The sequence below is a fragment of the Stenotrophomonas sp. SbOxS2 genome (assembly GCF_013416715.1).
GTDB classification, from domain to species: domain Bacteria; phylum Pseudomonadota; class Gammaproteobacteria; order Xanthomonadales; family Xanthomonadaceae; genus Stenotrophomonas; species Stenotrophomonas lactitubi.
In genome coordinates, this window is sequence record NZ_JAAVXD010000006.1 from 1 (window position 1) to 23,400 (window position 23,400).

19 protein-coding genes are annotated in these 23,400 nt (G+C 63.0%); 13 read left to right on the forward strand and 6 right to left on the reverse strand.

Going from position 1 to position 23,400, the window contains the following annotated elements:
* Positions 1–227: 227 nt before the first annotated feature.
* A complete protein-coding gene (locus HFK18_RS13570; protein ID WP_180166676.1) occupies positions 228–1,649 on the reverse strand; it encodes a DEAD/DEAH box helicase in 1,422 nt (473 codons plus the stop codon).
* A 951-nt stretch (positions 1,650–2,600) separates the two neighbouring features.
* Here HFK18_RS13570 and HFK18_RS13575 point away from each other — a divergent pair.
* Together HFK18_RS13575 and maiA are read left to right on the forward strand one after the other, a co-directional pair.
* Positions 2,601–3,590 carry a fumarylacetoacetate hydrolase family protein gene (locus HFK18_RS13575; RefSeq protein ID WP_180166677.1) on the forward strand — a complete coding sequence of 330 codons (990 nt, stop codon included), beginning with the start codon at positions 2,601–2,603 and terminating at the stop codon, positions 3,588–3,590.
* Between the two features lie 14 nt (positions 3,591–3,604).
* Positions 3,605–4,273, forward strand: coding sequence for a maleylacetoacetate isomerase (gene maiA / locus HFK18_RS13580; protein WP_180166678.1), 669 nt, complete (start codon positions 3,605–3,607; stop codon positions 4,271–4,273).
* A gap of 33 nt (positions 4,274–4,306) precedes the next feature.
* Here the strand turns inward: maiA and HFK18_RS13585 are convergent, their stop codons facing one another.
* From HFK18_RS13585 to HFK18_RS13595, 3 genes are all read right to left on the reverse strand, one after another.
* The gene (locus HFK18_RS13585; RefSeq protein ID WP_180166679.1) at positions 4,307–5,770 is read right to left on the reverse strand and encodes a UdgX family uracil-DNA binding protein; all 1,464 of its coding nucleotides are present in this window, start codon (positions 5,768–5,770) and stop codon (positions 4,307–4,309) included.
* Complete coding sequence (locus HFK18_RS13590; protein ID WP_180166680.1) at positions 5,751–7,034, reverse strand: putative DNA modification/repair radical SAM protein; 1,284 nt, start codon at positions 7,032–7,034, stop codon at positions 5,751–5,753. Before HFK18_RS13590 ends, HFK18_RS13585 begins: the two co-directional genes overlap by 20 nt.
* A 131-nt stretch (positions 7,035–7,165) precedes the next feature.
* The gene (locus HFK18_RS13595) at positions 7,166–8,293 is read right to left on the reverse strand and encodes a PilT/PilU family type 4a pilus ATPase (RefSeq protein ID WP_100554661.1); all 1,128 of its coding nucleotides are present in this window, start codon (positions 8,291–8,293) and stop codon (positions 7,166–7,168) included.
* 121 nt (positions 8,294–8,414) lie between these two features.
* Here HFK18_RS13595 and HFK18_RS13600 point away from each other — a divergent pair, with 121 nt between their 5' ends.
* The 11 genes from HFK18_RS13600 (at position 8,415) to HFK18_RS13650 (ending at position 22,153) form a co-directional block, all read left to right on the forward strand.
* Entirely contained in the window at positions 8,415–8,780 is a 366-nt protein-coding gene (locus HFK18_RS13600; RefSeq protein WP_089238584.1) for a DUF4398 domain-containing protein, read from the forward strand.
* The gene (locus tag HFK18_RS13605) at positions 8,777–9,661 is read left to right on the forward strand and encodes a hypothetical protein (protein ID WP_180166681.1); all 885 of its coding nucleotides are present in this window, start codon (positions 8,777–8,779) and stop codon (positions 9,659–9,661) included. The genes HFK18_RS13600 and HFK18_RS13605 overlap by 4 nt, the downstream gene beginning before the upstream one ends.
* 323 nt (positions 9,662–9,984) lie before the next feature.
* Positions 9,985–10,221 (forward strand): YdcH family protein, encoded by a 237-nt coding sequence (locus HFK18_RS13610; protein ID WP_093818802.1) that lies wholly within the window; start codon positions 9,985–9,987, stop codon positions 10,219–10,221.
* A 352-nt stretch (positions 10,222–10,573) separates the two neighbouring features.
* Positions 10,574–11,944 (forward strand): pyridoxal-phosphate dependent enzyme, encoded by a 1,371-nt coding sequence (locus HFK18_RS13615; RefSeq protein ID WP_180166682.1) that lies wholly within the window; start codon positions 10,574–10,576, stop codon positions 11,942–11,944.
* A 123-nt stretch (positions 11,945–12,067) separates the two neighbouring features.
* Complete coding sequence (locus HFK18_RS13620) at positions 12,068–13,252, forward strand: cystathionine gamma-synthase (RefSeq protein ID WP_180166683.1); 1,185 nt, start codon at positions 12,068–12,070, stop codon at positions 13,250–13,252.
* Positions 13,249–14,103 carry an ABC transporter permease gene (locus HFK18_RS13625; RefSeq protein WP_180166684.1) on the forward strand — a complete coding sequence of 285 codons (855 nt, stop codon included), beginning with the start codon at positions 13,249–13,251 and terminating at the stop codon, positions 14,101–14,103. The genes HFK18_RS13620 and HFK18_RS13625 overlap by 4 nt, the downstream gene beginning before the upstream one ends.
* On the forward strand, positions 14,093–15,433 hold the full coding sequence (locus HFK18_RS13630) for an ABC transporter ATP-binding protein (protein WP_218946758.1): 1,341 nt from the start codon (positions 14,093–14,095) through the stop codon (positions 15,431–15,433). The genes HFK18_RS13625 and HFK18_RS13630 overlap by 11 nt, the downstream gene beginning before the upstream one ends.
* Entirely contained in the window at positions 15,430–16,842 is a 1,413-nt protein-coding gene (locus tag HFK18_RS13635) for a class I SAM-dependent methyltransferase (protein ID WP_218946759.1), read from the forward strand. Before HFK18_RS13630 ends, HFK18_RS13635 begins: the two co-directional genes overlap by 4 nt.
* A gap of 115 nt (positions 16,843–16,957) precedes the next feature.
* On the forward strand, positions 16,958–19,225 hold the full coding sequence (locus HFK18_RS13640; protein WP_180166685.1) for a glycosyltransferase family 2 protein: 2,268 nt from the start codon (positions 16,958–16,960) through the stop codon (positions 19,223–19,225).
* 110 nt (positions 19,226–19,335) lie between these two features.
* Positions 19,336–20,289: a class I SAM-dependent methyltransferase gene (locus HFK18_RS13645; RefSeq protein ID WP_180166686.1), complete on the forward strand. Its 954-nt coding sequence runs from the start codon at positions 19,336–19,338 to the stop codon at positions 20,287–20,289.
* Positions 20,258–22,153, forward strand: coding sequence for a hypothetical protein (locus HFK18_RS13650; protein WP_180166687.1), 1,896 nt, complete (start codon positions 20,258–20,260; stop codon positions 22,151–22,153). The genes HFK18_RS13645 and HFK18_RS13650 overlap by 32 nt, the downstream gene beginning before the upstream one ends.
* Before the next feature lie 105 nt (positions 22,154–22,258).
* On the opposite strand, the gene HFK18_RS13655 is transcribed toward HFK18_RS13650, so the two are convergent.
* Together HFK18_RS13655 and HFK18_RS13660 are read right to left on the reverse strand one after the other, a co-directional pair.
* Positions 22,259–22,669: a GtrA family protein gene (locus tag HFK18_RS13655; protein WP_180166688.1), complete on the reverse strand. Its 411-nt coding sequence runs from the start codon at positions 22,667–22,669 to the stop codon at positions 22,259–22,261.
* Positions 22,666–23,397, reverse strand: a complete 732-nt coding sequence (locus tag HFK18_RS13660; RefSeq protein WP_180166689.1) for an SDR family oxidoreductase — start codon at positions 23,395–23,397, stop codon at positions 22,666–22,668. The genes HFK18_RS13655 and HFK18_RS13660 overlap by 4 nt, the downstream gene beginning before the upstream one ends.
* Positions 23,398–23,400 lie beyond the last annotated feature (3 nt).

Sequence of the window (23,400 nt, forward strand, 5' to 3'; positions counted from 1 at the left end):
TCTACCTCGATGCTCGAAAATGATCCTATCGAGTGTCCAAGTTGATTAGACCACCGCAGGTTCACGGCGTGTTTTGCACGGCCCCTACGCCCATCCGCCCTCGACGCAGCCCACCGCCAGCTCTCAAACCACCCGGCAGCCAGCAACAAAAAAGGGACGACGCGTTAGCGTCGTCCCCTGATAAGCAGCCCCCGCGCAGCGGGAGACGCCATCCCTGTCAGCTGGGATCAGCTGGCGCGACCGCCGCCGCTACCCTGGCCGCGGCCACGACCGCCACCCGTATTGGCACCGCCACCGCGACGCTGGCCCTGACCGGCACCTGCGCCCGCGCGCTGCTGGCCGTTGCCAGCGCCCTCGCGACGGCCACCGCCGGCCTTCTTCGGGCCTGCATGTGCATGACGCGGCGCATCGCCGTGCGGACGGCGCGCGTGGGTCTTGCGCGGCACGCGCTCGCCGGTATCGGCCTCGGCCTTGCCCGGAGCACTGTTGCCCCAGCGGATCGGCGTCTGCAGCTCGAAGCCCGGCACATCGCGGATGTCCATGTCGCGGCCGAGCAGGCGCACGATCGCGCGCAGCAGCTTCACTTCATCCTGCGCCACCAGCGAAATCGCTTCGCCGGTAGCACCGTTGCGGCCGGTACGGCCAATGCGGTGCACGTAGTCTTCGGCCACCATCGGCAGATCGAAGTTGATCACCTTCGGCAGCTCGTTGATGTCGATACCGCGCGCGGCGATGTCGGTGGCCACCAGTACGGTGACACGGCCGGCCTTGAAGTCACCCAGCGCACGCAGGCGCTGGCCCTGGCTCTTGTTGCCGTGGATCGCCGCGGTCTTGATGCCGGACTTTTCCAGGAACGCGGCCAGCTTGTCGCTGCCGTGCTTGGTGCGGGCAAACACCAGGGTCTGCTCGCGGCTGTCCTGCGCCAACAGGTGCAGCAGCAGGTCGCGCTTGCGGCTGGCATCGACCGGATGCACCTTGTGGGTGATGGTCTCGGCCACGGTGTTCTTCGGCGTCACCTGGATCTGTTCCGGGTTGCGCATGAACTCCAGTGCCAACTGGCGGATGTTGTCCTCGAAGGTGGCCGAGAACAGCAGGGTCTGGCGGTTCTGCTTGGGCAGCTTGGCCAGGATGCGCTTGATCGAGGGCAGGAAGCCCATGTCCAGCATGCGGTCGGCTTCGTCCAGCACCAGCACTTCAATGCCGGACAGGTCGATGCTGCGGCGCTCCAGGTGGTCGATCAGGCGGCCCGGGCAGGCCACCAGCAGGTCCACGCCGCGACGCAGGATGTCGAGCTGGTTGCCCATGCCGACGCCGCCGTAGATGCAGGCGCTGGGAATGCGCAGGTACTTGCTGTAACCGCGCAGGCTGTCATGCACCTGGGTGGCCAGTTCGCGGGTCGGTGCCAGGATCAGCGCGCGCGGCTTGCGCGGGCCGGTACGCACTTCCTGCGAAGCGGTGCCCAGATGCTGCAGCAGCGGCAGGCCGAACGCGGCGGTCTTGCCGGTGCCGGTCTGTGCGCCGGCCAGCAGGTCGCGACCGGCCAGCACCAGCGGGATCGCCTGCTGCTGGATCGGGGTCGGGGTTTCGTAGCCCTGCTCGGCGAGCGCACGCAGCAGGAAGGGCGCAAGGCCCAGGGATTCAAAAGACATCGAGATTGCTCCAAGTACAGTTAACGCCTGTCCGAACGGACAGACGGGGGCAGATCAAACTGATCGGCTGACTCGGAGCGTTCCCGTGAACCGCGCTGCGAGAATTGGGTGCAGCCAACGCGAAGCGCAGGCTGGAATGCGTGACGAACGGCGTCGGAGTGGGGGCGGGCGATGGGGCGGACCCCTGTCGCCGGCGATCCCGGAGGGAAACGGACGGCCGCTGCAGACCCGCATAGTCTAGCGGAAGGATGAGACCTGACGCAAAACAGGCTGTTCAGGTTGGGGTTTCCGGCAGGGCTGCGCCCTGCACCCGCCGAGGCCAAGGCCAAGGCAACAGCAACGGCAACGGCAAAAGCAACGGCAAAAGCCGGCATTCCGTGGGATGGCAGGGTGGGTCCGGTTGCGGGGGACGCTGCAAGTACGTCCCTGTAAGCTCGGTCGCGCCATCCATGGCGCTCACGCCCCCGCAACCGGACCCACCCTGCCTTCGACAGATCTCCGCAATCTGTCGGGATGGCATGGCCTGCTCTTGGTGTGTGTGTCGACCTTGGTCAACACGGTGATCCACGCCATGCGTGGATCTACGTTCAATTGTCGAAATATTCGATTTCGATGGAGATCCATCCACGCATGGCGTGGATCTACCAGACACCGGAAAACTGTCAGAGGCGGGGTGGTGTCGGATTGCGGGGTGTCCGCGGCATGGATGCCGCGGCCAAGCCCCCAGGGATGGGTTTACGGCGTCCCCGCAATCCGACACCACCCCGCCATCCCACGGAATGCCGCTTCGGCCGTTGCTCCGGCTGTGGCTTGAAAGCATCTGCAGGTGCAGGGTGCAACCCTGCCGAACCCCCACTACGGTAGGGTGAGGCGATGCCGCGCTGCAGCTTGGCTGCACCGGATATTTGATTACACTTGAAACTTGTTTGCCCACGACTCCGGACACCCACCATGAAGCTTGGTTCCTTGAAGGAAGGCGGCCGCGACGGCACCCTGATCGTCGTTTCGCGTGACCTGCGCCACGGCGTGCGCGCCACCGGCATCGCCGCCACCCTGCAGTTGGCCCTGGAGGACTGGAGCCATCTGGCTCCGCGCCTGAACGCCCTGTATGACTCGCTCAATGCCGGTGACGCCGATGGCGTGTTCGACTTGGACCCGCAGGCCCTGGCCGCGCCGATGCCGCGCGCCTATGAATTCGTTGATGGCAGCGCCTACCTGCCGCACGTCGAGCGGGTCCGTCGCGCCCGCGGCGCCGAGGTGCCGGAGAGCTTCTACAGCGATCCACTGATGTACCAGGCCACCAGCGCCGGCTTCTACGGCCCGCGCGACGCGGTCAAGGTGGTCAGCGAGGACTATGGCATCGACCTGGAAGCAGAGATCGTGGTGATCACCGACGATGTGCCGATGGCGGCCACCCCGGAGCAGGCCGCCGGCCACATCCAGCTGGTCGGTCTGGTCAACGACGTCTCGCTGCGCAACCTGATCCCGGGCGAGCTGGCCAAGGGCTTCGGTTTCCTGCAGTCCAAGCCGCGCTCGGCGTTGTCGCCGGTGTTCGTCACCCCCGATGAGCTGGGCGCTGCCTGGCAGGACAGCAAGGTGCACCTGCCGCTGCTGACCCACATCAACGATAAGTGGTTCGGCGCACCGGAAGCCGGTGTCGACATGCAGTTCAACTTCGCCCAGCTGGTCGCACACGCGGCGAAGACGCGTCCGCTCGGCGCCGGCACCATCGTCGGCTCGGGCACCATCGCCAACGAAGACACCAGCAAGGGCGCGTCCTGCTTCGCCGAACAGCGCGTGGTGGAGACCCTGCGCGACGGCAAGCCGAGCACGCCGTTCATGTCCTTCGGCGACGTGGTCCGCATCGAAATGCTCGATGCCGCCGGCAACAGCATCTTCGGTGCGATCGAGCAGCGCATCGAACAGGCGGCCAAGCCCTGAGCATGGAGGCGGCGATGGAGATTCCAGTCGACGACGGCATCGTGCTGTACACCTACTGGCGATCCAGCGCCGCCTACCGCGTGCGCATCGGCCTGGCATTGAAAGGCCTGGCCTTCGAAGCACGACCGGTGCATCTGGTGCGCGAGGGTGGTGAGCAGCACCATGACGGCTACCGCGGGCTCAACCCGCAGCAGCTGGTGCCGACGCTGCTGCACGACGGTCACGTGCTGACCCAGTCACTGGCGATCCTGGAGTATCTGGAAGAACGCTTCCCGCAGGTGCCGCTGCTGCCGGCTGATGCCGCTGGCCGTGCACGGGTGCGGGCGCTGGCGCAACTGGTGGCCTGCGACATCCACCCGATCAACAACCTGCGGGTGATGCAGTACCTGGAGCGCGATCTGCAGTTGCCGGCCGATGCACGCACGCAATGGACGCTGCACTGGATGGCCGAAGGCTTCGCGGCAATGGAGACGATGCTGGCCGCCAGCGCGGACACCGGCACGTTCTGCCACGGTGACCGCCCGGGTCTGGCTGACATCTGCCTGCTGCCGCAGCTGTACAACGCGCACCGCTTCGGTCTGGATCTGGCGCCGTACCCGATCCTCCGCCGGATCGAGACCGCCTGCCAGCAGCTGGACGCATTCACCGGTGCACGCCCGGAAAAGCAGATCGACGCCGCCTGACGTGCCGTTGTGCTCGCCGGGCATGGCCCGGCGCTACCGTTGTCTGTTGCCCCCTTCCAGCAGCTGCCGCAGGTCATCGCGGAACAGCCTGTAGGCGTCCTCGCGCCGCGCTTCATCCTTCTGCCGCAGCACCCAGGCCGGATGCACCGTGGCGTAACCACGGGTCCCATCGTCCAGCACGTGCCAGCGACCACGGTCGCGCATCAGGTTGAAGCCGCTGCCGAACAACGCGGTTGCTGCCGTGACACCCAGGCAGACGATCACCTGCGGTTTCACGCGTGCGATCTCGCCCTGCAGCCACGGCCGGCAGGCATGCACATGACGGCTCTCAGGACGCTTGTGCAGGCGCACCTTGCCGCGCCGTTCGTGGTGGAAATGCTTCACCGCGTTGGTCAGGTACAGCGTGCTGCGTTCGATGCCCAGTTCCTGCAGCGCGCGGTCCAGCAGCTTGCCGGCCGGGCCCGCGAAGGGGCGGCCACTCAGGTCCTCGACATCGCCGGGCTGCTCGCCCACCAGCATGATGTGTGCATCGGCACGACCTTCGCCGAACACGGTCTGGGTGGAGGCCTCCCACAGCGGGCACTGCCGGCAGACGGCTGCTTGCTGGCGCAGTGCCTGCAGGCTGCCATCGTCCGCAGCGGCATCGATGGCACCGTTCGGCCGCGCTGGAATACGTCGTTGTGGTTCCTGCGCCGGCCGATCGTGCATCTCCTGCACGCGGTTGGCCGCATCGCGCACAAGGCCAGGCAACAGCTGTGCTTCGGGAAGGTGCTTCCAGTACCGGGTGGGCATTTCCTGCTGCATCATCCGCGTGTTGAGCCGCGCCGGATTGAAGATGCTGGCGTAATAGGTCTGCCACAGCGTTTCGCGTGCGTCTTCGGCGGGGGCATCCTGACGGGTGCCGCCATCGCCGAACCATAGCGCGCTGCCATCCCACTGCACGCTGCGCGTGGGCGTCAGGATCGCCCAGCGCATGCCGGCGAAACGGCGGGCGAAGAACGGTGCAACGCGGTCGACGATGTTGTGATCGGGCTCGAACCAGGCGATGAACGCGTCGGTCTCGCCGGGCACCTCGCGGAAGCGCACGAAGGCCTTCATCTTGTGCGTATCGCGGCGCACCGCCTGCGCCAGCGCCATCAAACGCAGCACATCGGCATCGGCCGGATTGGACAGCACCGTACGTTCGCCGTGGGCGATGCGCCACAGCAGGCGGTACAGCAACGGCAGGCGCTGCGGATCGCGATGGCACAGGCAGGTCGCGGCCAGTTCCACGAAGTCGCGCGGCACGTTCGGTGCGGTGGCACCGTCGGGCAACGGCGCCTGCTGCACCGCTGGCGCATCCAGCAGGGACGATTCTGAATCCACCAGCCAGTCCAGCTGTTCAGGGCGCACGCCGCGCAGCAACGCCTCCCGCGCCGCGTTGCGCCAGGCGTCCAGTGACCACGGCGGGTCCACCCGCAAAGACCAGCGTTGCATCTCAGGCAGTGGGCGCGGCATCGAACAGCGAGCCCTGGCGCGGCGGTGGGGCCAGCTTCGCGCGCAGCGCCGCCGGATCATCCAGCGCGTTGCGGGGATGGTGGTCGGCCAGCTGCACGAACGGCAGCAGCTTGCTCATCGGAGCCTTCAGCCGGGCCAGGTCGGCGACGCGCAGACGACCGTGGCGGCGTGCCATCAGCACGCGCTTGACGTTGCGCACGCCCAGCCCGGGCACCCGCAGCAGCAGCTCCTTTGGTGCAAGGTTCAGGTCCACCGGGAAGCGCTCCGGATGCCGTATCGCCCAAGCCATCTTCGGATCGATGTCCAAGTCCAGCATGCCGCCCTGGGTGGTGTCGGTGATCTCCTCCACGCCATAGCCGTAGAAACGCAGCAGCCAGTCGGCCTGGTACAGCCGGTGCTCGCGCTGCAGCGGGGGCGGTTGCAGCGGTAGCTGGCGGCTCGCATCGGGAATCGGGCTGAAGGCGGAGTAGTACACCCGGCGCATGCGGTAGTTGCCGTAGAGGCTGTCGGCGCTGGTCAGGATCTGCTGGTCGCTGGCACCGTCGGCGCCGACGATCATCTGCGTGCTCTGCCCGGCCGGTGCGAAGCGGGGCGGGCGAGGGCGCGCGCTGCGGCTGGCAACCGGCGCGATCACTGCCGGTGCCTTGCGGGCCTCCTTGGCTTCTTCGATGCGCCAGCGCAGCTCCCCCATCGCGCCGCGGATCGATGTGCTGGTCTTTTCCGGGGCGAGGGTGGCCAGGCCCGCCTCGGTGGGCAGTTCAACGTTGATCGACAGGCGATCGGCGTAACGACCCGCAGCGGCCAGAAGCTCCGGCGATGCCTCGGGGATGGTCTTCAGGTGGATGTAGCCGGCGTACCGATGTTCCTCGCGCAGCCGTCGTGCCACTTCCACCATGCGTTCCATCGTGTAGTCCGCATTGCGGATGATGCCGCTGGAAAGAAACAGGCCTTCGATATAGTTGCGCTTGTAGAAGTCCAGGGTGAGCGTGACCACTTCGTCCACGCTGAAACGCGCGCGCTGCACGTTGCTGGACACCCGGTTCACGCAATATGCGCAGTCGTAGACGCAGAAGTTGGTCAGCAGGATCTTCAGCAACGACACGCAGCGGCCATCGGGCGTGTAGCTGTGGCAGATGCCCATGCCTTCGGTACTGCCGATGCCGCCGGAGGCGCGCGAATCGCGCTTGCCCGCGCCGCTGGAGGCGCAGGACGCATCGTATTTTGCGGCGTCGGCAAGGATGGCCAGCTTGCGTATGGTTTCCATTGAAGGAACCTACGGACAAGAGGTCTCATTGGATGAGACAGCCGGTGAACAATTCAGCAAACAACGCCGGGCATGGCCCGGCGCTACCGGACGCGTGGTGGTGCGCCGGGCCATGCCCGGCGGGCGCGTCGTCAGAACCCGTGGGTAATGCTCGGCGCGCCGGCCGAGAAGTCCGCATACGGATCATGCTCGCCGCTGCCGCCTTCGGACAGGCGGAATTTCAGCGCCAGGCCATCGCGGGAGTCGGCCGCACGCAGTGCCTCTTCCTGATCGATGGTGCCGTTCTTGGCCAGACGGAACAGGCACTGGTCGAAGCTCTCCATGCCTTCTTCCAGCGACGCCTCCATTGCTGCCTTGATCTCGTGCACCTGGCCGCGACGCAGCAGGTCGCGGATCATCGGCGTGTTGATCAGCACTTCGGTGGCCGGCAGGCGGCGCCCTTCCTTGTTCTTCACCAGACGCTGGCTGACCACCGCACGCAGGTTCAACGCCAGGTTCATCAGCACGTTCTTGTGCGCGCTTTCCGGGAAGAAGTTGAGGATGCGCTCGATGGTCTGGTCGGCGTTGTTGGAGTGCAGGGTGGCCAGGCACAGGTGACCGGTTTCGGCGAAGGCGATTGCCGCCTCCATCGTTTCCGCATCCAGGATCTCGCCGATCAGGATCACGTCGGGTGCTTCACGCATCGCATTCTTCAGCGCATCGTGGAAGGTGTGGGTATCGAGCCCGACCTCACGCTGGTTGACGATCGACATCTTGTGCTTGTGCAGGTACTCGATCGGGTCCTCGATGGTGAGGATGTGACCGGTGGTGGTGCTGTTGCGGTGATCGATCATCGATGCCAGCGAGGTGGACTTGCCGGAGCCGGTGGACCCCACCACCAGCACCAGCCCGCGCGGAGTCATGATGACGTCCTTCAGCACCTGCGGCAGGTTGAGCTCTTCGATGCTCGGAATCCGGCTGCGGATGGCGCGGATGACCATGCCCACTTCACCGCGCTGCTTGAACACGTTGACGCGGAAACGCCCGGCATCGGCCAGGGCGATGGCCATGTTGAGCTCCAGCTCGCGCTCGAACTGGGGCACCTGGCCCTCGTCCATCAGCGAGTAGGCGATCTTCTTCACCATTCCCGGCGGCAGGCCGGTATTGCCGAGCGGATACAGCTTGCCCTCGATCTTGATGTACACCGGCGCGCCGGTGGTCAAGAACATGTCCGAAGCGTTCTTTTCGGTCATCAGCTTCAGGAAGTAGCCGATATCCATTGCGAATTTTCCCCAACGAAACTGCCGGTGCCCGTTGCAAGCACGGTACCGGCTTGACGACAATGGCCGCGAACCGACAACCGGTACGGCCTCCCCAATGAAACGACTTAGCTTCGCACGAATGCGCCACAGCCTGTATGTGATGGCGTTTGCATTCGCACTCTCTGCCCCCGCCTGGGCGCAGGACGGCGCGTTGGAACTGGCGCAGGCCCGGCAGGCGGTGGACAAAGCCACCCAGGCCGATGCCGACCAGTACGCCCCGGACCTGATCGGGCTGGCCCGTCAGGGACTGGAGCAGGCCCAGCGTGCCGCGGGCGACCGCCGCGAGCGCAAGAACGCGCCGGCCATGGCCCTGCGTGCAGCCGTTGACGCCGATCTGGCCCGTGCCCGCAGCGAGGAAGCCACGGCGACCGCACAGTTGCAGCTGCGCCGCAACGAGGTCAATCAGCTGCAACGCCAGTTGTCGACCGGGGAGGACCGCCGATGAAGACCATCTCCGCCCTGACCCTGGCCACGCTGCTGGCCCTGCCGACGCTGGCCCTCGCCGCGGACAACCCGATGGTCGGCCAGCTCAGCCAGCGCCTGCTGTCGATCCAGGCCAATCCGGACACCGCCGAGCTGGGCGCCTTCGAGCGCATGCAGGCGCAGCAGGCCATTGCGACCCTGGAGAAGGCCAAGCGCCGCGACCAGGAACTGGCTACCTACCTGGCCGAGCGCCGGGTCGAGATCGCCGAGACCGCCGTGCGGGCTGCGCTGGCCGCACGTGAGGTCGACCGCCTGGAACGCACCCACAGCGACCTGCTGATCGAAGCCAGCCGCCGCGATGCCGCCCGCGCCCGCCAGGAAGCCGAGCAGCTGCGGATGCAGGCGCAGATGCAGGCAGAAGAGGCCGAACGCCTGCGCCAGGCGGCCGAGGCCGAGACCCTGGCCCGCCAGGATGCCGAGAACGCCTTGACCAGCGTGGCTGGCAAGCAGCAGCAGCGCCTCAGCTCGGCCCAGCAGAACGCGGCCAAACTGGCCCGTGAGGAAGCCGAGCTGGTCTCGGGGCAGAAGCTGCCGGGCTCGAAGTTCGATGGCCGTGGCGAGGTCTTCACCTTCGCCGGTGACGCATTCGCTGCCGGGGCCTCGAGCCTGTCCGGTGGCGCCCGCAACCAGGCCAAGGCGCTGGCCGAGTACGTGAACATCGGCAAGAAGGGCAGGATCCGCATCGAGGCCTACGACAGTGCCAATGGCGTAGGCCAGAAGCGGGCCGAGGCACTGCGCGATGCGCTGGTCTCGGCCGGCGTTGCCAGCAGCAGGATCCAGGTCGCGGGCAAGAAGGCGGCGTCCACCCGGGCCCGCTCGGCCGAGGTCGTCATCGCCCCGTAATTGCTTGATATTGTTTGTTTTTCGTTGTGTTGAGTATTCAGCCTGAACCCCGCCTCGGCGGGGTTCGGTCTTTTTGCCGCAGGGGCTTGAACCCCGTCCAGAGCAAGCGTAGGGTCAATTGTCCGGGACGCAATAACGCAGACCGGACGATGGGAGGGCCGGGCCGATGCAAGCAGGGCGCGAACCGCAGCAGATCGACGTGCGCAGGCCAGTGCCGCACGTTGTTGTGGGCACCCATGTGGGCATCGATCGGCACTCCTCCATGAACAACGCCCCGGGCCTTGCGGCCGGGGCGTTCGTGTATCTGTCGAAGGAGGTCCATCATGTTTGAAGATCAGCCCCAGAGCGAGATCGACGCCCGTCGCGCGCGCGATCCGGAGTTCCGGGCACTCCATGACCAGCACCGCAAGTTGAACAAGAAGTGCATGGATGCGGAGTTGGGTGTACTCCCGATCGATGATGTCACCCTGGGTCGAATGAAGCGCGAGAAGCTGCTGGCCAAGCAACGCCTTCTGCGAATGTACGAAACACCGCTCGCAGCGTCGTCCCCCACGCATTGACGCACCCCGGTCGTGCCCGGAATGGCATGACCCGGCCATCGATGGCCCCGCCAGGCACTCCTGACCTGGCAACGCGGCGCCGCTGAACGCAGGCGTCGCGCCAAGGCACCACACGCGGTGGTGCCTTGGCCCTGCAGGCACGTCCCCCGATGCGGGCGGTACCGGTCTCCTCGTCGATCCGGGGCCGTCCGCATCCCTTTTTCCGCGCGCCGAGCGGGTGGGTGCTGACCGTTGGTCGGCACGCCTCCCGCCGGGCATGGCCCGGCGCTACAGAAACGGCTCCTGACTTTCGTCGCCATCCGTCGGATAATCATCGGTCCGGCCCTGCGTGGCGCGAACCGAAGTCCCCCGAATGCCTATCCATTCTTCCGTCCTCGAACTCATCGGCCAGACCCCGATCGTCAAGGCCCAGCGCCTGGATGCCGGCGTCTGCGAGCTCTACCTGAAGCTCGAAAGCGCCAACCCGGGCGGATCGATCAAGGATCGCATCGGCCTGTCGATGATCGAGGCGGCAGAAAAGCGCGGCGACCTGAAGCCCGGCGCCACCCTGGTCGAAGGCACCGCCGGCAATACCGGCCTGGGCCTGGCACTGGTGGCCCAGCAGAAGGGCTACAAGTTGATCCTGGTGGTGCCGGACAAGATGAGCCGGGAGAAGATCTTCAACCTGAAGGCGATGGGTGCCGAAGTGCGCCTGACCCGCTCGGACGTGGCCAAGGGCCACCCGGAGTACTACCAGGACCTGGCCAAGACCATCGCCGAGCAGACCCCGGGCGCGTACTTCATCAACCAGTTCGGCAACCCGGACAACCCGGCCGCACACGAATTCGGCACCGGCCCGGAGATCCTCGAGCAGATGGGCGGCGATCTGGATGCCATCGTGTTCGGCTGTGGCAGCTCCGGCACCATGACCGGCCTGTCGCGCGCCTTCGCCACGCTGTCGCCGAAGACCGAGCTGGTGCTGGCCGATCCGGTCGGCTCGATCCTGGCCGAATACATCAACGACGGCGTGCTCAACGACAAGTCGGGCAGCTGGCTGGTGGAAGGGATCGGCGAGGACTTCCTGCCCTCGATCTCCGACTTCAGCCGGGTGAAGCAGGCCTACGCCATCACCGACGCCGAGAGCTTCCACACCGCGCGCGAGCTGCTGGCCAAGGAGGGCATCCTTGGCGGTTCCTCCACCGGCACCCTGCTGGCGGCGGCGCTGAAGTACTGCAAGGCGCAGACCACGCCGAAGAAGGTGCTGGTGCTGGTCTGCGATACCGGCAACAAGTACCTGTCGAAGATGTACAACGACTACTGGATGCTGGACAACGGCTTCCTTGAGCGCCCGCAGCACGGCGACCTGCGCGACCTGATCCTGCGCCCGTATGGCCAGCGCGACACCGTGGTGATCGGCCCGAACGACCTGCTGACCACCGCCTACCAGCGCATGAAGCTGTACGACGTGTCGCAGCTGCCGGTGATGGATGGCGACCAGCTGGTCGGCATCGTCGACGAAAGCGACGTGCTGCTGCATGTCTATGGCGATGAAGCACGCTTCCGCGACCCGGTGGCCACCGCCATGGTCAGCAAGCTGGACCGCCTGGATGTGAAGTCGCCCATCGAGGCGCTGCTGCCGGTGTTCGACCGTGGCCAGGTGGCCATCGTGATGGATGGTGATGCCTTCCTCGGCCTGATTACCCGCATCGATCTGCTGAATTACCTGCGTCGGCGCGTTCAGTAAGGCGTTTATCGCCGCAGATCGCTGCTGAATCCCGGTTTATCCGCGTCAAAGCTCGTTAAGGCCGCGCTGATAGACTCCCGCTCCTTCGACGGCGCCGGTCATCGGCGCCAATCAGGAAACGACATGTCCAACGCTTCTTCCCCGGACCGCGCGCTGGCGCTGGCCACCCTGGCCATCCATGGCGGCCAGTCGCCCGACCCGAGCACCGGCGCGGTGATGCCGCCGATCTACGCCACCTCGACCTATGCGCAGTCCAGCCCGGGCGAGCACCAGGGCTTCGAGTACTCGCGCACGCACAATCCGACCCGCTTCGCCTACGAGCGTTGTGTGGCCTCGCTGGAAGGCGGCACCCGCGGCTTCGCCTTTGCGTCGGGCATGGCCGCCAGCTCGACGGTGATCGAACTGCTGGATGCCGGCAGCCACGTGGTGGCGATGGACGACATCTATGGCGGCAGCTTCCGCCTGTTCGAGCGCGTGCGCCGTCGCACCGCCGGGCTGGACTTCAGCTTTGTCGACCTGACTGATCTGGCGGCGTTCGAAGCGTCGATCACGTCGAAGACGAAGATGGTGTGGATCGAGACCCCCACCAACCCGATGCTGAAGATCGTCGATATCGCCGCGGTCGCCGCCATCGCCAAGCGCCATGGCCTGATCGTGGTGGTCGACAACACCTTCGCCTCGCCGATGCTGCAGCGTCCGCTGGAGCTGGGCGCGGACCTGGTGCTGCATTCGGCCACCAAGTACCTCAATGGCCACTCGGACATGGTCGGTGGCATGGTCGTGGTCGGTGACAACGCCGAACTGGCCGAGCAGATGGCCTTCCTGCAGAATTCGGTGGGTGGCGTGCAGGGTCCGTTCGACAGCTTCCTGGCGCTGCGCGGCCTGAAGACCCTGCCGCTGCGCATGAAGGCGCACTGCGCCAACGCGATGGCGCTGGCACAGTGGCTGGAAAAGCACCCGGCGGTGGAAAAGGTGATCTACCCGGGCCTGGCCTCGCACCCGCAGCATGCGCTGGCGGGCAAGCAGATGAAAGGCTACGGCGGCATCGTCTCGATCGTCCTGAAGGGCGGTTTCGAAGCGGCCAAGCGCTTCTGCGAGAAGACCGAACTGTTCACCCTGGCCGAGTCGCTGGGTGGGGTGGAAAGCCTGGTGAACCACCCGGCGGTGATGACACATGCCTCGATCCCGGTGGCACGCCGCGAGCAACTGGGCATCAGCGATGCGCTGGTGCGGCTGAGCGTGGGTGTCGAGGACCTGGGGGATCTGCAGGTGGATCTGGAACGGGCGCTGGCCGGGGCTTCTGAATGAGCGAGCAGATAGTTCGCATCACGCCAGCGGGCCGCAGTGCACGTGACCGACTGCTGACGGGGCCGTTCTCTGCCCTAGGCGTCCACCGCTCGCTGACGCGGGAGATGACCCAGCGTGATATCCGCGGGCGCTACCGCGGGGCCAGCTTCGGCCTCCTGTGGTCACTGATCAGCCCATTCATGATGCTGTGCGTCTACACCCTGGCCTTCGGCTACATCCTGAAGAGCCGTTGGCCCGGCGCATCCGGCAACATGGGCGAGTTCGCGATGATCCTGTTCGCCGGCCTCATCGTGCACGGTTTCTTCGCAGAGGTGCTGACCCGCAGCCCTAACCTCATCGTCGGTAACAGCAACCTGGTCAAGCGGATCATCTTCCCTCTGCACCTGCTGCCCTGGACAGCGGTCCTTTCGGCGTTGTTCCACCTGGCGGCCAACACTGTCGTGTACCTGGTCATCAGTACACTGCTTCTGCGCGATCCGCATTGGACGGTCGTACTGCTGCCGGTTGTGGTGTTGCCGTTGGTGATGCTGGCTGTGGGGGTAAGCTGGATACTGTCCGCGCTGGGTGTCTACCTGCGCGACGTCGGTCAGGTCATGGGCGTCGTCTCCACAGCGATGCTGTTCCTGTCTTCAGCCATCATTCCGGTGTCCACCCTACCGGCGCAGTTCCAGTTCGTGTTCAAGATGAACCCGCTTACGTTCATCATTGACCAGGTGCGCGAAGTGGCGTTCTGGGGCCGCCTGCCTGACTGGAGCGGCTTGGGACTGTATGCGCTGATGGCGCTGGCCGTGATGTATCTGGGTTTTGCGTTCTTCGAAAAGACCCGCCGAGGATTTGCTGATGTCCTTTGATATGAACGACGACGCGGTCATCCAGGTCAGCGGTATTGGCAAGTGCTACCAGGTCTACGACAAACCGTTCCATCGGCTGGTGCAGGGCTTGGTCGGCGGCGGCAAGCGCTACTACCGCGAATTCTGGGCGCTGCGTGACGTCGCTTTCGAGGTCAGGCGTGGCGAAACCCTGGGCATCGTTGGCCGCAATGGCTCGGGAAAGTCGACGTTGCTGCAGCTGATCGCAGGCACCCTGACCCCGACCAATGGCGAGATCGTAGTACGTGGGCGCGTGGCCGCGCTGCTTGAACTGGGTAGCGGGTTCAATCCCGATTTCACCGGGCGCGAGAACGTGTACCTCAATGCCTCGATCCTCGGCCTGAGCAAGGAGCAGATCGACCAGCGTTTCGACCAGATTGCCGAGTTCGCGGCCATTGGCGAGTTCATTGAACAGCCCATCCGCAATTATTCCAGCGGCATGGTGATGCGCTTGGCATTCTCGGTGATCGCACACGTCGACGCCGATATCCTCATCATCGACGAAGCACTGTCCGTGGGCGATGCATTCTTCACCCAGAAGTGCATGCGTTTCCTGCGTGAGTTCAAGCAGCGCGGCACGCTGCTATTCGTCAGCCATGATGGCGGCTCGGTCACGGCGTTGTGCGACCGGGCGATCTGGCTTGACCAGGGCAATCTGCGCCAGTCGGGCGAGCCCAAGGAAGTGATGGACGCCTACCTGGAGGCATTCATCGCCGACCGCGAAGGCCGTACCGGCAGTGCACGCGCCGAGACGACGACGCGCGCGCCGGTTGCCAGTCGCGTGCGTGACAAGCGGCTGGATCTGATTGATCGCAGCCAGCTCCGCAACGACATCACGGTGATCGAGTTCGCGCCGGTTGATGGTTTCGGCGAGGGCAAGGCGAAGATCGAGGATGTCTGCCTGTGCGATATCGATGGCCGACAACTGCCAACGATCGTGGGTGGCGAGACGGTTCGCCTAGAGATCGTCGCGCATGCCAGTGAAGACCTGCCGCATGCCATCGTCGGCTTCTACTTCAAGGACCGGCTTGGGCAGTTGCTGTTCGGGGACAACACCGAGACCGCACGCATCGAGGGTGACTTGGCGGTCCGCGCGGGCGAGCGTTTTCGTGCGACTTTCGTGTTCCAGATGCCGCGCCTGCAGCAGGGCGATTACTTCATCACCGCCGGCGTCGCGTCCGGTTCCCAGCATGAGCACGTGATCCAGCACTGGATCCACGAAGCACTTGCATTGCGTTCCCTTGGACAGGGGCTGCCGGTCGGCATCATCGGTATCCCGATGCATCAGATTGAATTGGAGAGAGTGCTGTGACAACCGAATTCCGCCTGCAGGATCATCCGGTGATCTTCCTGAAGCCGCATATCACCCACCCTTACGCCTGGGTGGGACACATTCCTTTCATGTATGTCCTTGCGGACTTGCTGCGTCCGCGCAGCTTCGTGGAACTGGGTACCGATTCGGGCAACTCGTTCCTAGCCTTCTGCCAGGCAGTGAAGACACTTGGCCTGCAGTCGCGGACGCATTGCTATGCCGTCGACTGCTGGAAGGGCGACGAGCATGCCCGCTTCTACGGCGACCACGTCTATCGCACGCTTTCGGCGTACCAGAAGCCGCGTTATGGCGAGTTTTCCACGCTGGTGAAGGCTTACTTCGACGAGGCACTGGAGCAGTTCGAGGACGGCAGCATCGACTTGCTGCACATCGACGGACTGCATACCTACGAAGCGGTCAAGCATGACTTCGAGACCTGGCTGCCCAAGCTCAGCTCGTCGGCGGTGGTGATCTTCCACGACAGCGCCGTGCACGACCGCAACTTCGGTGTGCACATCTTCATGGAAGAGCTGCGCGCGACTTACGAAGTGTTCGAGTTCAACCACAGCAACGGCCTTGGCGTGGTCCCGGTCGGCACCGACGTGCCCGAGGCGTTCAAGGCGTTCATGCGTGAGGCGCTGTCGCGCCCCGAGGCGACGCGCGCGATCTTTGAAGCCGCTGCGGCCGCCCTGCTGGACCCGGAAACCGGTATGCCTTCCGGCGGCGCCGATGCGGTGGAGCATTCGATCGAATGCCTGATGTACTACCGCAACGATGGCCAGATCTTCGAAGAGGCGCGTTCGCTCTCGATCATCCATGCCGGTGGTACCGATGCCACGTTCGAGTTCGAGCTTCCGGCCGGCCAGCGCCCGCACCACGTGCGCGTGGACCCGGCGAGCCTGCCAGGTACTTATCGTCTGGTGAACGTGGGACTGCGCGTGGGCGGGGCAACCATGAACCTTTTCGCCGAACCGGGTGCGCCACGCTTCGTCGTCAACGGCGACGTGCTGCCCAGTGCGATCCAGGAAGGCATCCGCTTCATCAGCCTGCATAACGACCCATATGTGGAAGTGGATCTGCGGGGCGTATGGGAGCAGCTGGGCGGCCAGGACGAAGAATCAACTGTCATCGTCGGCATCGCGTACGAGCAGGTCTTGGCTGCCGTTGAACTGCAGGCGCTTGCCGACGGGGCCGCACGAGCGCTCCAGGGTGCCAAGGATGAGGTGCGAAGGCAGCGTGAGAGCAGCCCCATAGAGCAGCTAGCACTGTTGACGCGAGGACAGCACGACGATGTGCGGCGCCAGCTGACTCAGCTAGCCGAAGCTCAGGAAAATCTCGAAAGGCTGGTGGGTGGATTGGCCACTTCCATCAGCACGCATGAGCACGCGAATCAAACCGGAAATGCTTGACGACTGCTTCATCGCTCGGCGCACGCGGGGCGCAGGAGGCGATTTGAGCAGTTAACGACAAGATCCAATGCGCGCCGAGGAATAGCCAGGGGTGCTCGCCCATACAGGGAATGACATGATTGAATTGAAGTTGGAATCGATCCAGGGCGTTGTGCTGGGTCCTGTTGATGTAGATGGGATGATCGAGGTGCGAGCCTCCGGGTCAGACCCGCAGTGTCGCCTGGTTCCTGCAGATGGGACGGTGGTGCAGCAGGGCTGGTACGAGCTGTACATGGAGATCGAACAGGGAACTCCGCGCATGGTCAGCCCGGTGCTGTATGTCGACTGCGGTGCGGGCATGAGTGAGGAGTCCAGCGTTCCGCTGCATGTCGGCAGGAATGGATTGGGCGTCTCGCGTACCTTGCTAGCACTGGGGGGCGAGCTGAGGGTGTTGAGATTCGATCCGTCCATCGGTCCCAGCAACGCACGCATCGGCAGGGTGATGCTGCGTCGCGTCAGCCAGCTTCAAGCAGCCGGTGAGATGTTCAAGACCATAGTTCGGAACATGGCGGGTCGGCGTGCAAAGCTCCGGTTTGCCGCCGCGTCCGCGAAAGCGCTGGCGACCGGCGGCAGGTCCGGGCTGGGTAGCTTGCTCCGGCATCACTACAGAGCGCTTGCGTTGCGGAACGAGCACGACTACGACTCTTGGGTTGCGCTGTATGGTGCGCTGGACGGCCCTGCTCCGGGAGAAGTGGAAGGCTGGGCTGACAAGCCATTGTTCTCGATTGTCGTGCCGACCTACAACACGCCTGAAAAATGGCTGCGGCGCTGCATCCAGAGCGTGCAGGAACAGAGCTATGGGACCTGGGAACTCTGTATCGCAGACGACGCCTCTCCCCAACTGCAGGTGTCATCCGTGCTCAGGGAGGTGGCATCGGCTGATGCGCGGATCAAGTTCATCATCCGCGAAAAGAACGGGCATATTTCGGCCTCATCAAACGACGCCCTCAAGCTGGCGACAGGCAAGTACATCGTTTTGCTTGATCACGATGACGAACTTCATCCGCATGCGTTGTACGAAATGGCCAAGGCCTTCAGGTCTCACCCCGAATGGAAAATGGCGTTCAGTGACGAGGACAAGATCGACGACAAGGGCCGTCGTTTTGACCCTTATTTCAAGGCAGACTGGAACTATGACCTGTTCCTTTCGCATAATTGCATCAGTCATCTTGGTGTATATGCTAGGGACCTGATCGAAAAGGTAGGTGGTTTCCGGCTCGGCTACGAAGGCAGTCAGGACTGGGATCTTGCCCTGCGCTGCATTGAAACGCTGCGTGACGATGAGATTGGACACGTGCCTCACGTTCTCTATCATTGGCGTGCCATCCCAGGTTCGACCGCACTTGGACCAGGGGAAAAGACCTATGCACATTTCGCGGCCATCAAGAGTATCCAGTCGCATCTGGATCGGATAGGTCGTGATGCTGAAGTGATTGATATTCCAGGATTTTCCGGAAATTACCGGGTCCGCAATCGTCTGCCGGAGCATCCGCCCCGGGTGTCGCTGATCATTCCTACTCGCGATCGTGCCGAACTGCTGCGCACTGCAGTCGAGTCGATCCTTGAAAAGACCGACTACCCGGACTACGAGCTCATTATTGTCGATAATCAGTCCGCAGAGGCGGAAACCCACGCATTGCTCGATGAACTGCGTGGCAACTCCAGGGTTTCCGTACTTTCGTATGATGCGCCCTTCAATTATTCGGCGATCAATAATTTTGCGGTTTCCAAGGCGTCCGGCTCGGTCGTAGGTCTGTTAAACAACGACATCGAGGTGATCTCGGCGGACTGGCTGAGCGAAATGGTAAGTCAAGCCATTCGGCCTGAAGTTGGCGCGGTGGGGGCGATGCTTTACTTCCCGAACGACACGATCCAGCACGCCGGTGTGATCCTTGGGTTCAACGGTGTTGGTGTCCATGCCTATGCCGATCGGCCGCGAGGCTGGGTGGGCATGATGCTGAGAGGCCGCTTGCTGCAGAACTACTCAGCAGTGACCGCAGCATGCCTGCTGGTACGAAAGGAGCTCTATGAGCGGGTCGGAGGTCTGGATGAAGGGCTCAAGGTTGCCTATAACGACATCGACTTCTGCCTACGCATCCGTGATGCCGGTTATCGCAACCTCTGGACGCCCTATGCGGAGCTCTACCATCATGAATCCGCCACCCGAGGTAGCGATGTGGGAGGTGACAAGAAGATTCGTTTTGATCAGGAAGTCCAGTTGATGATGGAACGCTGGGGCAGAATCGTGGCGGCGGATCCTGCCTACAACCCCAACCTCGCTGATTGCGGAAGCACTTTTGATCTGGCTTTCCCTCCCCGACGAGTGCAGAATCCGCGGACGTAGTCGGAGCGTCCATCCCATGGGGCCATGATGGAGTCTCGTTGGTCGGAGGCTGTCGCTGCAGTTGGTGCTGAATTGTCACTTGTTGCTACCTCTTAAACCAGGAGGGATGCATGGTCAATGGAGGCGATATGTCAGAGCGGAACGATTGGATGGTCAGGGGGTTGGATCGCAACGGGCTGGCATTGGAGATCGCACCCTTGGACAAGCCCGTCCTGCGCCAGCAGGAATGGGATGTGCGATATGCGGATCATCTACCACGGGAGGGGTTGCTGGAGAAGTATGCGGAGCATTCGACAGTCGACTCCGCGAATATCCAGCCAGTGCATTTCGTTGTGGGCAGGCAGGGCATTCTGGACGCCGTAGCGGGGCATCGATTTCATTCGGTGATCGCTTCGCACGTGATTGAGCATGTGCCTGATCCTGTGCGATGGCTGCAGGAAATCCATGCACTTTGCGTTGATGGCGGGATGGCGGTGTTCGCCATCCCTGATCGTCTGCAATGTTTTGACCGTTTGCGTCGTCCAACCGAAGCAATAGATTGGCTTGGCGCATGGCTGGAGGCGCCTTGGAGACCTGCGCCACGCAATGTCATTGATGCATTAATCAACGAGTGCTCCTGGAAGGGGACGTTGACGTGGGCGGGACCGGCGATGGAGTCGGAGCTCACGCACAATAGGCAGCCGACACTGGCGTTGCAGATGGCGCTGGAAGCAGTTCGTTCCGCAGATTACTACGATGTCCATTGCTGGGCAGTTCGGCCGCCAGAGCTGTTTGCCATCTTCTACGTGCTGGCAGTGTTGGATCTCTTCCCGTTCGAGGTTGACTCTTATCGAGATACCGAAGGGAACGAATTTCTGTTGAGACTGCGCCGAAATGACGCCAGTACCTGGGTGAGTCGGCTTTCCAGCATTCCCCTGGATGGGACGGCCGTTACAAATGCAATACCTGAAGATTTCAGCGTGCGTGCCTACCTTGATCAGAACGCAGATCTGGTCGCTGCGCGTGTTGATCCGATAAAACACTGGTTGGAATATGGAAGAAATGAAAACAGAAGATATACCTGAATCAGCTTCGCGCGGGGCAGGGGCCCAGCGGCAGATCCTGACGGTTGTGGGTGTGCTGGTACTGCTCTGCTACTATGCGGTGTTCGCGTATCAGAATCGAGGGATGCAGCTCGATGACGCGCTGATCTATCAGCGTTATATCGAGAACTTGGTGGCAGGGCATGGGCTTGTTTACAACGTCGGAATCCGCTTCAACGGGCTGACGTCTCCATTGTTCTCCTACTGCATGGCAGTCGGCGCCCTTATCTTCCGTAACGCTTCTCTGGTCAGTGTCGTTCTGTCGGCCGTCTTCACCTTCGCTTCCGCGGTCACCCTGTGGAAGGTATTCGCGGATGCGGTGGAAGCTGAGAAGCTGCGGGTAGCGCCGTTTTATTCCTGGCTAGGAGCATTGCTCTTTCTTGCCATTCCGTACTTTTATGTAACGTATGGAATGGAAACGGGCCTGTATACGCTCCTGTCCGCGTTGCTCATCTATCACGCACAGCGCGAGAACTACCGGGTTGCGGGACCGCTGGCGGCCCTGCTTTTCCTGACACGGAGCGAAGGTGTTTTTCTGGTCGCGGCCATCGGAATCCTCCATCTGGCGCGGCACCGGTCGCTACCGCGTTTTGACTGGCGCGTTTACCTGCTGCCACCTCTCCTCATCCTTGCGTCGTTCGCCTTCAATTTCATTTACTACGGTCACGCTACAGCAGAGACTGGCATGGCCAAGGTGTGGCAGGGGCAGTCCGGGCTATGGGGGGATCATCTGAACTTCCTTCGCGTAGAGTATCTGTACGCTTGGATTTTTCAGGGCAATTTCCTGATCCTCGGGTCATTGGTTGCATCAGCCATACTGGGAGTGATCGCACTTGGGCGCTCTTACCTTAATCTGGTGATTGCCCTGTACCTTACGCTCTATTCCGCGTTCTATATTCTCCTGAATATCCCGAACTACCACTGGTACTACTCGCCGTACTTCGCCCTGCTGCCATACTATGCGGCGGTTGGAGTAGGCTTTGCAGTATCCCGGTTGGCTGCGGGACTGGGCGTTGCGCGCTCGCTGCTGATCGTTCTAATCTGCGTGTTGCCGATAGGATATGACCTGGCCAAGTTCAGTCAGGTCAACGCTGTTCCTCGCGGAGGGCATCCGGACTATCAGGCGCTGGGTAAGTACATCGCCTCTGCAACTCCGGAAGACAGCGTGGTAGCAGCCGTCGAAATAGGAACACTTGGTTACTATGCCAACCGCCAGATTGTGGACATACTGGGGCTGGTGAATCCAGACAATGCTCGCTATATCGGTGAGCGCAATTTTGACGAGTGGTTGAAGCACTATCAGGTGGACTACTTAGTGGCCCACAAGCCTGCATGGGACCATGAGGTTTCCTTGTACTCACTCGCCAGCAGTGCGAGGCTCGTGGAGGTCTGCGACGCCGCGCGACCAGGATTGGGTCTTTACCATGTCGAGCGCGGCGCTTCTGCGGGCATCCAGTCTTGCGATGGAATGAACTGGGAGGCGGGAGATGTCTCCCGCTCGGGTGCAGCCAGCTACGATGCTTCTGCTGGGTACGTGGATTCTGCAAGGGTCACCGGCAATTTCCTGCGCCTGCAGGGATGGGCACAACGTGACGGTCAGGTCGTATCCCAGATGGGCTTCCCGCACGCAACCTCAATGCTGTGGCGTCGCATGGAACGTGCTGACGTTGCTGCTCATTTCGGGAAGGATGAGCTCAAGGCTTCTGGCTATGAAGCCGTGATCGGCTTCAAAAGCCATGAGGCTGCCCTGCATGCGATGCAAGGTGGTTGCCTGCAGCTCCTGGCTGGAGGCGATGCGGGGGTGAAGGGGATTTCCCTGGACCAGCAGGCGCGTTGCGCGCGGTAGCTGATCGTTCTCAGGTCCCGCAGCTGCATGATCATGATCATGCAGCTGCGAGGACTTCAGGTGTGTAGCGGAATGGTGTGTCTACTGTCCCGGCCGAGGGTTGCCTCAGGCGGCACGGTTGTCGAAGACGAACCGCGCATCGAGGTGGTATTTCACGATGTAGCCGATGCCAAGGCCGATGATTCCACCCACATAGCGCATCAGATCCGTCTGGAAGATGTAGTTGAAGGTTGCTTCGGTTCCCCAGAAGATGACCGTGGTGGCGATACCCATCACCGTGTAGAGAACGAACGTTCGAGCCTCATGTGTTGCGCTGGCTGACTTGTGCGCGAAGATGAAGCGCTTGTCGAGAATATACTTGCACAGCAGGCCGGTGACCGTCCCGAGTATCACTGATACTGGAATGGCGTATGGGCCGGCGTACAGGTGGATCGTCGCCGCCTGAGTCGCAATGTTGACGGCAATGGACAATGCCGCGAAAGCCGCATATGCCAAGATCAACTGGGTCCGGTTCAAAGCTTGATCCTTCGGAAAATGGTTTCAGGGATGTTCTTGATGACCAGCATGATCAGCCACCAGAATCCGGGAAGGTAAGCCAAGGGCCTGCGACGATCGATGGCCCGGACAATCCCTCTGGCTACTGTGTCTGCGGAGGCCCAAAGTGCTCCCTTTTTGAAGGCTGCCGTCATGGGTGTATCGACGAACCCGGGTTTGATAATCAGGACATTGACGCCCAGGGGCCGCAGCCGCTGTCCCATACCACTCAGATAGGTGCTTACGGCAGCCTTCGCGCTTCCGTACAGGTAGTTGCTGGATCGCCCGCGATCTCCGGCGACTGAGGAGATGACGGCCAGTGAGGCGCCGGACTTCAGTCGGGGAGCAAGGCGGTTGCACAGGGCGATGGTTGAAGTGCCATTGATGGTGAACTCGCGCAGCGCGAGGGACGTGTCGTTCTCACACGAGTGCTGATCGGGAAGAGTGCCGTGCGCGATCAGGACCACATCCATGCCGCCAAGTCGATTCGCGGCCGTCTCCAGCATGGCCTCGTGCGCGGAGAGGTCGGTGATGTCCAGCGTATCGATGGTTACTGCATGGGCACCGCGTAATCTGAGATCAGCTGCAATGTCGTCCAGCCGCTGGAGATTGCGGCCGACCAGGTGGATGGCAGTGGCGCGGATGGCGTAACGGCGCGCGACGGCCTCAGCAATGGCAGAGGTTGCGCCGACGATAATGATTTTCTGCATTTT